15 protein-coding genes and 2 pseudogenes are annotated in these 13,475 nt (G+C 58.5%); 7 read left to right on the top strand and 10 right to left on the bottom strand.

Annotated elements, in window-relative coordinates; all coding sequences use genetic code 11:
* The first annotated feature begins 88 nt into the window (after positions 1–88).
* Positions 89–1,165 carry a 3-deoxy-7-phosphoheptulonate synthase gene (locus NA637_RS07355; protein ID WP_256071661.1) on the top strand — a complete coding sequence of 359 codons (1,077 nt, stop codon included), beginning with the start codon at positions 89–91 and terminating at the stop codon, positions 1,163–1,165.
* Positions 1,166–1,208: 43 nt separating this feature from the next.
* Here NA637_RS07355 and NA637_RS07350 read toward each other — a convergent pair whose 3' ends face one another.
* On the bottom strand, positions 1,209–1,499 hold the full coding sequence (locus NA637_RS07350) for a GNAT family N-acetyltransferase (protein WP_256071660.1): 291 nt from the start codon (positions 1,497–1,499) through the stop codon (positions 1,209–1,211).
* A gap of 422 nt (positions 1,500–1,921) precedes the next feature.
* Here NA637_RS07350 and NA637_RS07345 point away from each other — a divergent pair, with 422 nt between their 5' ends.
* Positions 1,922–2,176 (top strand): Lpp/OprI family alanine-zipper lipoprotein, encoded by a 255-nt coding sequence (locus tag NA637_RS07345; RefSeq protein WP_256071659.1) that lies wholly within the window; start codon positions 1,922–1,924, stop codon positions 2,174–2,176.
* A gap of 86 nt (positions 2,177–2,262) precedes the next feature.
* On the opposite strand, the gene NA637_RS07340 is transcribed toward NA637_RS07345, so the two are convergent.
* From NA637_RS07340 to NA637_RS07330, 3 genes are all read right to left on the bottom strand, one after another.
* On the bottom strand, positions 2,263–3,225 hold the full coding sequence (locus NA637_RS07340; protein ID WP_256071658.1) for a L,D-transpeptidase family protein: 963 nt from the start codon (positions 3,223–3,225) through the stop codon (positions 2,263–2,265).
* 68 nt (positions 3,226–3,293) lie between these two features.
* Complete coding sequence (locus NA637_RS07335) at positions 3,294–3,575, bottom strand: hypothetical protein (protein WP_256071657.1); 282 nt, start codon at positions 3,573–3,575, stop codon at positions 3,294–3,296.
* A 45-nt stretch (positions 3,576–3,620) separates the two neighbouring features.
* Positions 3,621–4,226 carry an arylesterase gene (locus tag NA637_RS07330; protein ID WP_256071656.1) on the bottom strand — a complete coding sequence of 202 codons (606 nt, stop codon included), beginning with the start codon at positions 4,224–4,226 and terminating at the stop codon, positions 3,621–3,623.
* Between the two features lie 10 nt (positions 4,227–4,236).
* Between NA637_RS07330 and NA637_RS07325 the strand changes: the two genes are divergently transcribed.
* The 3 genes and pseudogenes from NA637_RS07325 to NA637_RS07315 form a co-directional block, all read left to right on the top strand.
* Positions 4,237–4,923 (top strand): ABC transporter ATP-binding protein, encoded by a 687-nt coding sequence (locus tag NA637_RS07325; protein ID WP_256071655.1) that lies wholly within the window; start codon positions 4,237–4,239, stop codon positions 4,921–4,923.
* Positions 4,920–7,421: an ABC transporter permease gene (locus tag NA637_RS07320; protein WP_256071654.1), complete on the top strand. Its 2,502-nt coding sequence runs from the start codon at positions 4,920–4,922 to the stop codon at positions 7,419–7,421. Before NA637_RS07325 ends, NA637_RS07320 begins: the two co-directional genes overlap by 4 nt.
* Positions 7,422–7,484: 63 nt before the next feature.
* Positions 7,485–7,655, top strand: a pseudogene (locus NA637_RS07315) (transcription elongation factor GreB); the annotation flags it as partial.
* An 88-nt stretch (positions 7,656–7,743) separates the two neighbouring features.
* On the opposite strand, the gene greB reads toward NA637_RS07315, so the two are convergent.
* Complete coding sequence (gene greB / locus NA637_RS07310; RefSeq protein ID WP_046163597.1) at positions 7,744–8,217, bottom strand: transcription elongation factor GreB; 474 nt, start codon at positions 8,215–8,217, stop codon at positions 7,744–7,746.
* Between the two features lie 78 nt (positions 8,218–8,295).
* Positions 8,296–8,712 (bottom strand): type II RES/Xre toxin-antitoxin system antitoxin, encoded by a 417-nt coding sequence (gene parS / locus NA637_RS07305; RefSeq protein ID WP_256071653.1) that lies wholly within the window; start codon positions 8,710–8,712, stop codon positions 8,296–8,298.
* A gap of 229 nt (positions 8,713–8,941) precedes the next feature.
* Here parS and NA637_RS07300 point away from each other — a divergent pair.
* Positions 8,942–9,311: pseudogene (locus NA637_RS07300) on the top strand (IS256 family transposase); the annotation flags it as partial.
* Position 9,312: 1 nt separating this feature from the next.
* Here NA637_RS07300 and NA637_RS07295 read toward each other — a convergent pair.
* Positions 9,313–9,912 carry a DUF6088 family protein gene (locus NA637_RS07295; RefSeq protein WP_256071652.1) on the bottom strand — a complete coding sequence of 200 codons (600 nt, stop codon included), beginning with the start codon at positions 9,910–9,912 and terminating at the stop codon, positions 9,313–9,315.
* Between the two features lie 164 nt (positions 9,913–10,076).
* The gene (locus tag NA637_RS07290) at positions 10,077–10,367 is read right to left on the bottom strand and encodes a helix-turn-helix domain-containing protein (RefSeq protein WP_256071651.1); all 291 of its coding nucleotides are present in this window, start codon (positions 10,365–10,367) and stop codon (positions 10,077–10,079) included.
* Positions 10,368–10,471: 104 nt separating this feature from the next.
* Here NA637_RS07290 and NA637_RS07285 point away from each other — a divergent pair, with 104 nt between their 5' ends.
* On the top strand, positions 10,472–10,918 hold the full coding sequence (locus NA637_RS07285) for a hypothetical protein (RefSeq protein WP_025986794.1): 447 nt from the start codon (positions 10,472–10,474) through the stop codon (positions 10,916–10,918).
* A 44-nt stretch (positions 10,919–10,962) separates the two neighbouring features.
* On the opposite strand, the gene NA637_RS07280 is transcribed toward NA637_RS07285, so the two are convergent.
* Positions 10,963–11,271: a hypothetical protein gene (locus tag NA637_RS07280; protein WP_256071676.1), complete on the bottom strand. Its 309-nt coding sequence runs from the start codon at positions 11,269–11,271 to the stop codon at positions 10,963–10,965.
* A 151-nt stretch (positions 11,272–11,422) separates the two neighbouring features.
* Positions 11,423–13,462 carry a protease Lon-related BREX system protein BrxL gene (gene brxL / locus NA637_RS07275; RefSeq protein WP_256071650.1) on the bottom strand — a complete coding sequence of 680 codons (2,040 nt, stop codon included), beginning with the start codon at positions 13,460–13,462 and terminating at the stop codon, positions 11,423–11,425.
* Between the last annotated feature and the right edge of the window lie 13 nt (positions 13,463–13,475).

Raw genomic sequence — 13,475 nt, 5'->3', positions numbered from 1 at the left:
AGGTTCCGCTTCCCCGCTGCGCCCTCAAGCCCTGCTCCGCCGCACCGGGATTGGCTGGCGGACGGCATCTGTGATTGACGAGAACACGATGGCTGATTTACCGATCGATGACCTTAACGTTTCTTCCAACGAGACACTCATTACGCCTGAACAGTTGAAGCGTGAAATACCGCTGAGCGCTGCCGCGCTGGCGACCGTCTCCGAAGGGCGCCAGGTGATACGCGACATCCTCGACGGCAAGGATCATCGCCTGTTCGTCGTGATAGGCCCCTGCTCGATTCACGACCTGAAAGCCGCGCATGAATATGCCGAGCGTCTGAAAGTGCTTGCCGACAAGGTCTCGGACAGCCTGTTCCTGGTCATGCGCGTCTACTTCGAGAAGCCACGCACCACGGTCGGCTGGAAGGGCCTGATCAACGATCCGTACATGGATGACTCGTTCAAGATTCAGGATGGCCTGCATATCGGCCGTCAGCTACTGCTCGATCTCGCTGAGATGGGCTTGCCGACCGCTACCGAAGCCTTGGACCCGATCTCCCCGCAGTACCTGCAGGATCTGATCAGCTGGTCGGCCATCGGGGCGCGGACCACCGAATCCCAGACACACCGAGAAATGGCGTCAGGCCTGTCGTCTTCGGTGGGTTTCAAAAATGGCACCGATGGCAGCTTGACCGTAGCGATCAATGCGCTGCAATCCGTATCCAGCCCGCACCGTTTCCTGGGGATCAATCAGTCCGGTGGGGTCTCCATCGTCACCACAAAGGGCAACGCCTACGGTCACGTGGTGTTGCGTGGCGGGAATGGCAAGCCGAACTATGATTCGGTCAGCGTCGCAGTCTGCGAGCAGGAATTGGGCAAAGCCGGCATCAAGCCCAACATCATGGTGGACTGCAGCCATGCCAATTCCAACAAGGACCCAGCCTTGCAGCCACTGGTGATGGACAACGTGGCCAATCAGATCCTCGAGGGCAATAATTCGATCGTTGGGCTGATGGTGGAAAGTCACTTGGGCTGGGGCAACCAGGCCATTCCCAAGGACCTCGGCGATCTGAAATACGGTGTCTCGATCACCGATGCCTGTATTGACTGGGAAGCCACCGAAAAAGCCGTTATTGGCATGCACGCGAAGCTGAAGGAGGTCCTGCCCAAACGCGTCCGCAGCTGACGCTGTCAGAATCGAAAAAAAACGTCGGTTTGCCGGCGTTTTTTCATTCCCGGTCGAGACCGTCCGAGGAAGCACCCTGCCGTTCGATGTACCACTCCACATACGAACAGGATGGAATAACCGTATAGCCCTCCCGTGCGGCGTAATCCAGCGCATGCTGGGTCAATACGGCCGCAACACCCCGCCCACGCAGCGCATCGGGCACGAAGGTCCGGTAGATATCCAGAGTTTGTTTGCCCAGATCGACATAGGCCAGATACGCGCGGTGACCGTCCACGGTGGTCTCGAACTGATGGCTCGTTCGATCATGATGGATGCTTAGCTGTTCGGCCATCTCGCCTCCTCTGCAGGCTTGACCTGCCCTGTTTGTTTGGATACTGGGTGCAGCGTTGAGACGCACTGTCCGTTCTTATTGTTAGCTGGACGACGCATGCTACCGCCAGGTAAGACTTGACTTCAATTGCTTGAATCAGTAGCCGCCGCGCAGTCAGCCGGCCGCTCTGCAATCAAATGAGCGACGCAGATGAAACTGCAACTTTTCGGTACTCGCACCGGTCCATGTATCGAGTGTAGCGGCTGACCCTGACTGTTTTTCAGCCAGTTTGGCCAGCAGTTGCCGTAAAACGAATGAGCATGCAGAAAATAGCTGCTAGTAGCTGCTTGGCTCAGTTTACTTAGTGCAACTAATCGGTAGTATGTGTGCGCCAACTTTCCATTACGGGAGTTGCCATGGACTTCATCCTTAAGGGGAACACGATGAACAAGGTTCTGAAATTTTCTGCTCTGGCTTTCGCCGCAGTTCTGGCCACTGGTTGCAGCAACAGCATGACCAAAGAAAGCGAAGCCCGCCTGACCGCGACCGAAGACGCCTCTGCCCGCGCTCAGGCGCGTGCCGACGAAGCGTACAGCCGTGCCGACGAGGCTCTGCAGGCTGCTCAGAAGGCTCAGCAGACCGCTGACGAAGCCAATGAGCGTGCACTGCGTATGCTGGAACGCGCCAGCCGCAAGTAAGCTTTAGGCGAAAAAAGCCGACCTGCGATCCGGTCGGCTTTTTTGTGCGCGCCAGATTGACCTGGCGTCATCTACAGGCGTGGATCCTAGAAGACAGGCTCTTCATGGGTGGCCAGCGCCTGACCCAGCTCGGCGATCTGGATCGGCAGGCCGTCCTCGCCAGCGATGATCTCACGGACCATCTCCCAATCAAGCTGAAGTGAACCTGCAGCCTCATCACGCTTGAGCAAGGTATTGATGACCACCGCATGCTTGTCCATCAGCGTCATCGGTTTTTCTTCGTCTTGAAGTGGCCTGTGTGCTTCCAGATAGACCTTGCCCTGACTCACGCCAAATTTGTATGGCTCATCGATGATCCGTACCGAGGTGCCGACCTTGACCAAGCCTGCCAGCTCTAGGACGTTATGGTTGAGCATACGGAAACAGCCATGACTGACGCGCATGCCGATACCGAATTTCTTGTTCGAGCCGTGGATGAGGTATCCGGGCAACGCCAGGCTCATCTTGTAAGGACCAAGCGGATTATCAGGTCCTGGCGGCACGACCTTTGGCAACGGATCACCATCGGCAGCGTGTTCATCGCGGATAGATTGCGGCGGGTACCAGGCAGGATTGCTTATCATGGCTGAAATCCGTGTATTGCCAACCGGGGAGCCCCACCCCTCACGCCCGATGCCGAGCGGAAAGGTATGCACCACGTCCCCCCCTTCCGGGTAGTAATACAGGCGGTACTCCGCAAGGTTGATCACGACGCCTTCTCGCGGCCCGGGCGGCAGAATGTACCGAGTCGGCAGGATGATGTCGGTTCCTTCACCTGGTAACCAGGGATCTACGCCCGGGTTTGCCGCAACCAGCTCCAGATAGCCCAGATCATGCGTCTCGCCGAGTGCAGCGAAGGTGTCCTCGTGGTTGGCCTTGATCACCTGAATCTGCCCAACCACGTCCTCACCTTCCGGAGGTAGCGGTAGTTCGAGAGCGACAGACTGGCCGACCGAAAGCAAGGCTGCGAATGACACACTGGAAGCGACTGCAAACGCACGCGAAAGCATTCAGGGATTTCCTTGGGAAAGTGTTCATGTTGGCGGCAATTATACTCGAACCGCTGACGGCCGCCGAGCTACCAGGCGCTGACGGCAGACGGAAGGCCTTTAAGCTGTGCCCCAAGTGCTTCACGACAAACGGGACAGAGGCGGCGATCTTTCAGAATCGAGCGCTCGATGTCTTGCCAGAGCGGGCGCGCTGGAAGAAAACCGCCACAGAGCGTGCGATCGACCTGACCATTCAACTCAAGTTGCCGTAATGCCAAGTGCAGCCGATTTTCGTGACAGGCAAAGAGGTCGAACTGCTCGTCTGGAACGATGAGGCGATAGGCAAAAAGGGTCCAGGCTGGGCGCGGCATCCGAGGCTCCGATTCGCGGGGCGCGACAGTAGCCGCGCGCGCATTTCAAAGCAAGGGTTCGAGCACCGGCCAGACGTTGTCCAGCAACTGCTGCTGCGCACTCGCAGTGGGATGGATGCGATCGGCTTGCATCATGCCCTCAACGCCGCCGACACCTTCGAGAAAAAACGGGACATATGGAAGGTTCTGCTCGTCCGCAAGCGAGTCGAACGCGTCGGCAAATGCAGTTGTGTAACGATGTCCCAGGTTGGGTGGCAAGCGCATACCGAGCAACACGACCTTGGCATCGGCCTCGCGTGACAGGTCGACCATGGCTGCCAGGTTTCGATTCAGTTGTCTCGGCGGCTGACCACGCAGCCCATCATTGCCACCCAGTTCGATAATGACCACTTGCGGATCATATTCCTCCAGTAACGCAGGCAGCCTCGCCAGTCCTCCAGCGCTGGTGTCGCCGCTGATCGAAGCGTTCACCACCCGATGATCGAGATTCTCTGTATCAAGGCGTTGCTGAAGCAGCTGCACCCAGCCCTGGCTGGTTTCCAGCCCGAAAGCGGCACTGATACTATCCCCGACCACCAACACCGTTCCCGCCAAGGCGCCCTGAGCCCAGCACAGCAAAACCAGGACCCCACCTTTCAGCCAATTTCGCATCGGAATCTCCATGAGCGCCAGCATTCTTTACGCCAGGAACCTTAGCAAAGCGGTACCCAGCGCGGAAGGCGAGCTGGCGATACTGGACGATGTGTCATTGAGTCTCGACAGCGGCGACAGCCTCGCGATAGTCGGCACGTCCGGTTCTGGTAAATCGACGCTGCTCGGCTTGTTGGCTGGCCTGGACCTGCCCAGCTCTGGCGAGGTGCACCTGGCCGGCCACCTGCTTGGCGCTCTCGACGAAGACCAGCGGGCACGCGTGCGAGCTGAACACGTCGGCTTCGTCTTTCAATCATTTCAGCTGCTCGACAGTCTCAACGCCCTGGAAAACGTCATGCTGCCGCTGGAACTGCATGGCCGCCGTGACGCACAGGCGAAAGCTACCGAATTGCTCGACCGGGTCGGCCTAGGCGCGCGTCTGCATCATTATCCGAGGCAATTGTCAGGTGGCGAACAACAGCGTGTCGCCGTGGCCCGCGCATTCGCCGCGGAACCGGCGGTGCTGTTCGCCGATGAGCCGACCGGCAACCTCGACAGTCAGACGGGCGCAACCATCACCGAGCTGTTGTTCGAACTCAACCGCGAACGCGGCACGACGCTAGTGCTGGTGACCCATGACGAACGCTTGGCCCAGCGTTGCCAGCGTCTGCTCCGCCTGGAAGGCGGCCGCCAACTCCTCGATGAGTTGAGCCGATGAAGAATCTGTCCGCCAGCCGCTTGGCGACGCTAGCGCTGCGTCAGCTGTTGCGTGATGCGCGCGCCGGTGAGTTGCGCGTATTGTTCTTCGCGCTGTTGATCGCGGTCGCGGCCAGCACGGCTATTGGCTATTTCGGCGCGCGCCTGAACGACGCCATGCTGCTGCGTGCAACCGAGTTTCTGGGCGCCGATCTCGTGCTGCGCGGCAGCGCGCCCGCCGAACCCGAACAGGTCGAGGCAGGCGAGCGACTACAACTCCAGCACGCTCGGGTAGTTGAGTTCTCCAGTGTTGTCGCAACGGATGACGACCTGCAGCTGACCAGCGTCAAGGCCGCTGACGATAACTATCCGTTACGCGGAGAGCTTCGCAGTGCGGCTGCGCCCTACCAGCCGGAACAACCAGGTCCAGGCCCGCAGCCAGGCGAAGCCTGGGCCGAAGCGCGCCTGTTCGCCGCCCTCAACCTGGAGATCGGCGATCAGATAGAGGTAGGTAACAAGCCGCTGCGGCTGACCCGCGTGCTGACTTACGAACCTGATCGTGTCGGCGATTTCTCCAGCTTGACGCCACGCGTGCTGATGCATCTCGACGATCTCGAGGCCGCCGGTGTGGTGCAGCCCGGCAGCCGCGTGAGCTATCGCGAACTCTGGCGCGGTTCGCCCGAACAGCTGGGAGCTTATGCAGAGCGCATCAGAGCCGACCTGCAACCACACCAGCGCATCGAGACAGCCAAAGACGGCAACCGCCAAATCGGGGGCGCGCTGGGGCGCGCCGAGCGCTACCTGAACCTGGCCAGCCTGGCCGCCGTGCTGCTGGCGGGTGTCGCAGTGGCCCTGTCGGCCGCGCGTTTCGCGGCGCGCCGCTTCGATGCCAGCGCGCTGTTGCGCTGCCTCGGTCTGTCACGCCGCGAAGCACTGATGCTCTACTCCCTGCAACTCGCTTACCTCGGGCTGCTGGCCAGCACGGCTGGCGCGCTGCTGGGCTGGGCCGCGCAACATGGGTTGTTCTTCCTCCTGCGCGAACTCGTGGTCAGCGAAGTGCCACCGGCCACGCTCTGGCCGGCCCTGGCGGGAATTGCGACCGGCCTGGTTGCGCTGGCCGGTTTCGCATTGCCGCCCCTGGCCGCGCTCGGTCGTGTGCCACCGCTGCGGGTGCTGCGCCGCGACATGTTGCCGATCCCGCCAAGCTCCTGGCTGGTGTATGGCGCCGCCGTAATCGCCCTTGGCTTGATCATGTGGCGGCTCAGTCTGGATCTGAAGATAACCCTCGCGCTGCTGGGGGGTGGTCTGCTCGCCACCGTGATCCTTGGCGGATTGCTTTTGCTGGCACTGAAAGGGCTGCGTCGAGCGCTGTCCGGGGCGTCGCTGACATGGCGTTTAGGGCTCGGGCAACTGCTCCGACATCCGCTGGCGGCGGCTGGTCAGTCGCTGGCTTTCGGCCTGATCCTGCTCGCCATGGCGCTGATAGGGCTGCTGCGCGGCGAACTGCTCGACACCTGGCAGAACCAGTTGCCGGATGACGCCCCCAACCATTTCGTCCTGAACGTCCTGCCCGCCGACCGGGACGCATTCGCCACACGTATCGAGGCACTCTCCGATCACGTCGCGCCTTTGTATCCGGTGGTACCGGGTCGCCTGGTTGCCATCAACGGCGAGCCGGTGCGCCAGCTGGTCAGCAAGGAAAGCCAGGGCGAGCGTGCGATTCGTCGGGACCTGAGCCTGACCTGGGCCCAGGAATTACCGGCCGACAATCGCCTAACCGCCGGCCAATGGTGGCCCTCGGCGGGAGGCGAACTGCCTGGCGTGTCAGTGGAAGCCGAGCTGGCCGAGAGCCTTCAGGTGCAGCTGGGTGACCGACTCAGCTTCACAGTGGGCGGGCTCACCCGCGACGTCGGCGTGAGCAGCCTGCGGGAGGTCAACTGGGACAGCTTTCAGCCCAACTTCTACATGATCTTCGAGCCGCAAACCTTGCAAGACGTACCCGCCACCTACATGACCAGCTTTCACCTGCCCGAAGGGGAGGATCGCGAGCTGGTACAGCTGGCCAGGGATTTTCCGTCCGCAACGATATTGCAGGTCGAAGCCTTGCTCAGCCAGTTGCGCAGCATCCTGTCGCAGGTTTCGCTAGCGGTCGAATACGTGCTGATGTTCGTGCTGGCGGCAGGCCTGGCGGTATTGTTCGCCGGTCTACAAGCGACGCTGGACGAACGGATTCGTCAAGGTGCACTGCTCCGAGCGCTCGGGGCGGAGCGGACATTATTGATCAGAGCCAGACGTACCGAATTCGGGGTATTGGGCGCCGCCAGCGGTGTACTTGCCGCATTGGCTTGTGAACTGGTCAGCGCCCTGCTCTATCACTTCGTCTTCGATCTTCGCTGGCAGCCGCATCCATGGCTGCTACTGCTACCGCTGGTCGGCGCGCTGCTGGTCGGTGCGGCGGGCGTGCTGGGAACGCGGCGAGCCGTTAATGCCAGCCCGCTGAATGTGCTGCGTGAAAACTGACCGGAGCAGGCAGCGCGTTTGCAGCCTGTAGAATGCCCAGCCCGTGCCTGAATCGGAAACTCCATGAGCCGTTATCGTCCACCTCGCCCTGCCGGCACCCCGCTGATCACCCCCGAAGGCGAAGCGAGGCTGCGCGCCGAGCTGCATGAACTGTGGCACGTGAAACGTCCTCAGGTCACCCAGTCGGTCAGCGAAGCAGCGGCACAAGGCGACCGCTCGGAAAACGCCGAATACATGTTATCGCCCCAAGCGCCATACTAAGTCTAAAAAATCTCTTGTAATTCATACAGATAAAAATAGTACGCATACTAGATAAGCCATACTATTTCTCGTATTCGATGACATTGACCCACCAACACGCCTCGCCTTGAGGAGTATGCACGATCGCCTCGTCGCCAACCTCCTTCTTGAGAAGGGCCCTCGCCATCGGTGAGTCGATTGAGATGTAGTCCTTACGACCATAGATCTCGTCGTACCCTACGATTCTGAACCGCTTTAGATCCCCAGCTTCGTTCTCAATTTCAACCCAAGCACCGAAGAAGACTCGCCCCTCCTGCGAAGGTGCGTACTCCACAACCCGCATGTCTTCCAAGCGCTTGCGCAGGTAGCGAACACGGCGATCAATCTCGCGCAGCAGCTTCTTGTTGTACTGGTAGTCAGCGTTTTCACTGCGATCACCAAGAGACGCAGCCCAGGTGACCTTCTGTGTTATCTCTGGTCGGTAAACCCTCCACAGATGATCCAGCTCCTCTTTCAAAGCTTCATACCCTTGCTTTGTGATGAGATTTGTACTCAACAATTTTCTCGCTGTGTGTGGAGTGTCAATTGGAAACGTTGGTCTGGCTCTGGAAGACAATCTGAGGCTTCGGCCGGATCACTGGTAAACACCGAATTCGATGCGGGTCAACAGATCCTCCAGCATTCGCTCCCCAAACGAGTTGCTCAGCAGATCAAGCGGCGTCCTGCCTTCGAATCCAAACAGCGGCTTAACCAGCCAGCGTTCAGCAGCTTCTCTGCTACCCAGCACTTCCTCAGCCTTCGATAGGATCTCTGCAAAGCGCATAACCTTGCTGCTCTGGTCAGAAGTTAGGGCCATGCGCTGTGCCTTAGCCCGGTGCCGCAGTGTGCGTTCGGTCATGCCGATGACCTTGGCAAGAACAGCTTTGCCTTTCAGCAGCTCCACCGCATCAACCAAGCGCAGGACGTCTTCCGGCGCAAGGCCGACCTCAATCAGGCGATAGACTGCAAGCGGATCGTCAGGGTCGACTCGCTCATTGAGGAGTACCTGCATGGGATTCGCGGCTACGTTGCTGCTGCGCGAGCTAGCGGCGGAAGACTGATCCATACTCAATCTCTGCAAAAGATGAAGAGCTCTGACTTTAAGCCTGACTCCAGTGGCAAGCAACGCTATGAGCAGGTTCGACGACGCCGGGCTTAGTCAGAAGAATGTCGGGCCGAACCATGGGCATGTCTCTTCCCCCTTTGCTGCAAGTGGATCCTGCTGCGCTGGCTAAGCCCTCAATCGCGGCGTACAGGACGTCTTCGTCGCCTGCGTGGATGGCCTGAAGGGCTTCCCCGAGGCCATCGAGGATGGTGTTCTCGCACACCAGCGTGCAGCTGTGCATCGTGCACATGATCAGGCACAGCCTGAACTACGTGTCCTGGAAGCGCCGGGCCGAGGCGGCGGCCGACCTGAAGCGGATTTATCGGTCCAGCACGGCAGACGAGGCCGAACTGTGCCTCGGTGAGTTCGAAGCCAAATGGGACGACGACCACATGCCGATTGGCCAATCCTGGCGACGCAACTGGGCGCGGATCACACCGTTCTTCGATTTCCCGCCGGAGATCCGCAAGGTGATCTACACCACCAACGCCATCGAGTCGGTGAACACTACTCACTTTCCTTGGCGGCATGGCTCAATGCCGATCGCATCCATTCTGGCATCTTACAGGCCCGGAGCTTAATCAGCTCTTCGCTGCTCAGCGCGTTGACTATCTTGGAAACCACCTTCGCGGACACTCCCTCCTTCCCGATGTAATGGAGAGCTGTAAGCGCCACCCCTACCTTCGTGCCTGCGTGCTGCAAGCGATCCTTGGAGACGTGCTGGAGGCGAACCACCGCATTGCCAACCTTGATCTCGCGAGTAGATCCGCTGGTGTAAAAGGTCGGCAACACCTGCATCTGTGTGCTGAGGCCCAACCTCCGAACAGCCTCCGCGCCGTGCATCTGGATCGTCTCGCCGTTCGCCTTCGTGATGACCTCCATTACAGCCAGCGGACTCGGGCGCACCACCCTGCCGGTGTACTTGCTCGTTTTAGGGCGCATGTAGACACCGCGAGCCAATCGCTCCAGCGTGCCTGATTGCACCAGCCTAGAGAGCGCCGTATTGATCGAAGCACCGGAACCGACATGCTCGAACATCGCACCGGCAAAGGGCCTCCCCTTTGGCATGTGCTTGACTCGATTTAAAATAGCTTGTGCGACGGACATATGAGCCCCAAAAAGTCAGAATCCACGTATATTCTGACGCCCACGAAAACTATCAGCCCTGCCAAAAACGGGACCTTCAGGCCAGCCACAGGACACAGAGGGACCAATGCCAACACTCACTGTGCGGTCACGGAACCGCCTCCTCACACAGCCCCGCTGAGCAATCAGTCCGGTTCGACTAGATCTCTCAATTCCTCACCAACCTTCTCCAAGAGCTGCTCAAAACTTTCAGGAGCTTCGGATCCAAGCAAGTAGGTCAGGGCCAAGAGGGTGACCGGATGAATGTCGAGCACCGTGCAGAGGCTATCGAGCTTTTCGAGAGTCGGGCTCGTTGTCCCGCGCTCCAGCATGCTTACGAAGGTACGACTGCTAACGAGTGAGAAATCTTCCTGTGTCAGCACCCTACGCTGTCGCACGAACCTCAACGCCTTCCCGAACGAATCCCGAACTTCCATTTTGCTGCTCCGCAAAATGGAACGATGAAGCGCGATTGAACAATATATGACTACAAAATATATTGTTCACTAATCAAGCAAAATTCTCATTAGGAAATTGCCTCGTGTTCAAAACCAGTCGGAATGCGGAACTGCTTCCTGGGCTCTCAACAGCGCCAGATGGCGTGCAGTTCTGGTCATATGTCGAGCTAGAGATGACCTGGCCCTGGTTCTACTTGCAGATCGTTGAGGACGATGGAAACCAGGCCTTTCGAAGCATGCTAATGGTTCCCTCGGTTCCATTGCTGGAACAGGTCATAGCTGCGCAGACTGAGCACGCCTGGCTGGAGCAGGCGTATCTTGTGAGTCCTGGGCATACGAACGAGGTTGGTCGCTGGTTGATGGAGCCGTTACTGGAGGTTCTTTCAATTCGTGATGCACAAGGTAGCGAGCTTGGGCACCAGTACCGAGTGGAGGGAGATCGCACGTACTCAACCTCAGCAAGTCAGTCTCTCGGCAGTCGAATTAGTAACCACGTGATCTTCTCTGCTGCATCACATCTGCGAGGCTAACGTCCCATATCCTGCCCGTATCCATAGTCCCATCTGAACCGAGCTCAGTTGTCTTTCCAGAACTCGCTCCTCTGCACAAGGCCGAACTCATCATCAGCCCTATCGGGATTCTCATCGAACATGGTGTTGACCATACGCTCGCGGCGGAGACCACTCAGCGCTCGGAAAAAGCAGGCCTCACAGAGATGCACCTCATAACGCTCGCCATCATGCTTGGAGCCATACCCCCAATGAGCCTGAAGGGTTCCAAACTGAAAACCATGACCTTCAACGTGAGTACTCTGACAACACACATCACAGGTAATGTCTGCGACCGTTTCACTCGGCAAAACAACAATATGCTTCACGAACAGCACCTCCAGCGGTGACAAAGTCCTTGCCTAGCGACCTTTTCAATTTACCTACAGACCGTCATCACCACTGCTCCCAAGAGAGGCGGCCCCTGTACGCCATAGCTTTGATAGCAGCCTCATCGTTACTCGGTACAAATCTGAAGCTCGAAGCTCAATCCACACCTAGAGCCTTAATCACCGCATCGACAGGATCCGCGTAAAAACTCGTCTGAAACTTGGTAAACAGTTCCGGGGGAATGGTTGGCAAATCCACCGCGCTGCTCATAGGCAACGCGACCCGCTTGCCGCCTGCATCGAAAGCCACCTGCAGACACTCCGCAATACTTTCCACTGGAGTGATGTTGCCACCAAGACTCATATCGCCCAGTACGACCATCTGCCCCTGGGCGGGGCGCCCCAGCAAGCCTGAGGCGAAAGCCACCAAGCTAGCGAGCGCCATGTGGGTCAGCGGACCAGTGTTTTGCAATTCCACTACATGCAGGTGGAAATCATGTTCTAGAACCCTGGCCGAGGCACTGATGCGCGAAGCATTTGCCTTAAAGTAGTCAAAGGCAATCTTCACCTGCTCCTTGGCAATGCTGGAATTCCAGAGACCAGAGGTGGCGAGCTTTCCAGAGCCTTTGGTGACCTGTAGCTCAAGGCGGTACAGCCCTGGCATACCTTTTCCGCTCAAGCCGATGGTGTGAATGAAACCAGGCTTGCTCTGGCCTTCAGGGATCAGCGTCCCGCCCCCCTGCTCCTTCACCGTTACGAAGTGCTCCTCCAGCGTTTCATTGTCGATATAGCTGAAGTGGACATCGTAGAACTCCATGCCGCCGATTTTCTTCAGCTGCTCCTTGACCCGGCGACGCACCTGCAAGGCGTACTCCAGGCACTGCCGCACATCTTCCTTGGCGAACTGGTCATGGGGATAAAGCAGCTTGAGTAGCCCGGAAACGGTCTTGCGCACCGCGATCACATCACGCTGGTTGAGATTGTTGCCAAGCTTGAAGTACTTATCGATGGCGTCGGCGAAGCTACGCTTGCGCATTTCGCGGAAAAACTCTGCCAGGTAGTCGACGATCAGGCCGTACCTATTGGTGAAGTACTCCGGGCGCATCTTGGGGATCTCCCAGCCTGGGATGTAGGCATGGAAGCGGTCGAAGAAGGCCGAATCGATCATCTGCTCCGGGAAGGGAGCCAGCAGATGGCTGGTCTTCACCAGAGACTCTACGCTCTGGTTGATGTTGCCAACGAAAACCATCGAGGCCGAGGCCTCCATCTGCTCACGCCCCCGGCCAAAGGATCCGGAGGCCATGAAGTCCTTCATGATCTGGACGCCATCCTTGTCCTTGAAGTTGATACCAGCCACTTCATCGAAGGCAACGACATCCCACAGTCCAACCAAGCCAATGCGTCGGCTGCTCATGTTGTAGAACAGGTTAGCCACCGTGGTCTGCCCACCGGATACCAGCATGCTGTTGGGCGAGCACTCCTTGTAAATATGGCTCTTGCCGGTGCCACGCGGCCCCAACTCGCAGACGTTGTAGTTGTTCTCGACGAAGGGAACCATGCGAGCCAGCAAGTGCCATTGCACAGACTCGTCCAAGGTCGAGGGCTCCATGCCGATGGAGCGAATCAGAGCCTCACGCCACTGCTCAGTGGTCAGTGCCGCCCGGCCCGAGAAAAGCTCTTGCATGTTCATGTTCGGCATCTGGATCGGCTTGAGCAGCGTCACGCCGAAGGGAGAGCCGTTCTGGCCCTCCTCGTGGTAGTAGCTCAAGGTGGCAATTACCCAGATCCCGCCTACCAGCAGCTTCTCGTATTCCTTGACGATGCCGGCAGAAATCTCCGCATCCTTGATGCCCAAGTTGCTGAAAGAGGCCTCGTAACGGTCCTTGCGCTCATTGAGCCGCACGGTTACCCGGTCGATCACCTTGTAAGTGCCGCGCTCGCGCACAAGAGATTTAACCCTCTCGGCCTCGTCAGGGCGCACATAGTTTTCGGCCAGCACGGTCTTGACGTTCTTCAGGCCCTGCTCGATGACCTCGGCGTCATCCGATGCGCAGTACATACCCAGCAGGTATTCGAGCACATAGACCGGGACGTTAGCCCCCTCTTTGATCAGCTTGGTCAGATCCTTTCGCACCACGCGTCCGGCAAAGTGTTCATTGAGAAGCTGATCCAGGTCTTTGTCCTGATAGGTGTCCATTGCGTGTCATGCT

The organism is Stutzerimonas stutzeri, assembly GCF_024448935.1.
Lineage (GTDB): Bacteria > Pseudomonadota > Gammaproteobacteria > Pseudomonadales > Pseudomonadaceae > Stutzerimonas > Stutzerimonas stutzeri_AO.
Note: the sequence above shows the minus strand (reverse complement) of the source record. Positions and strands in the feature narration are given on the sequence as shown.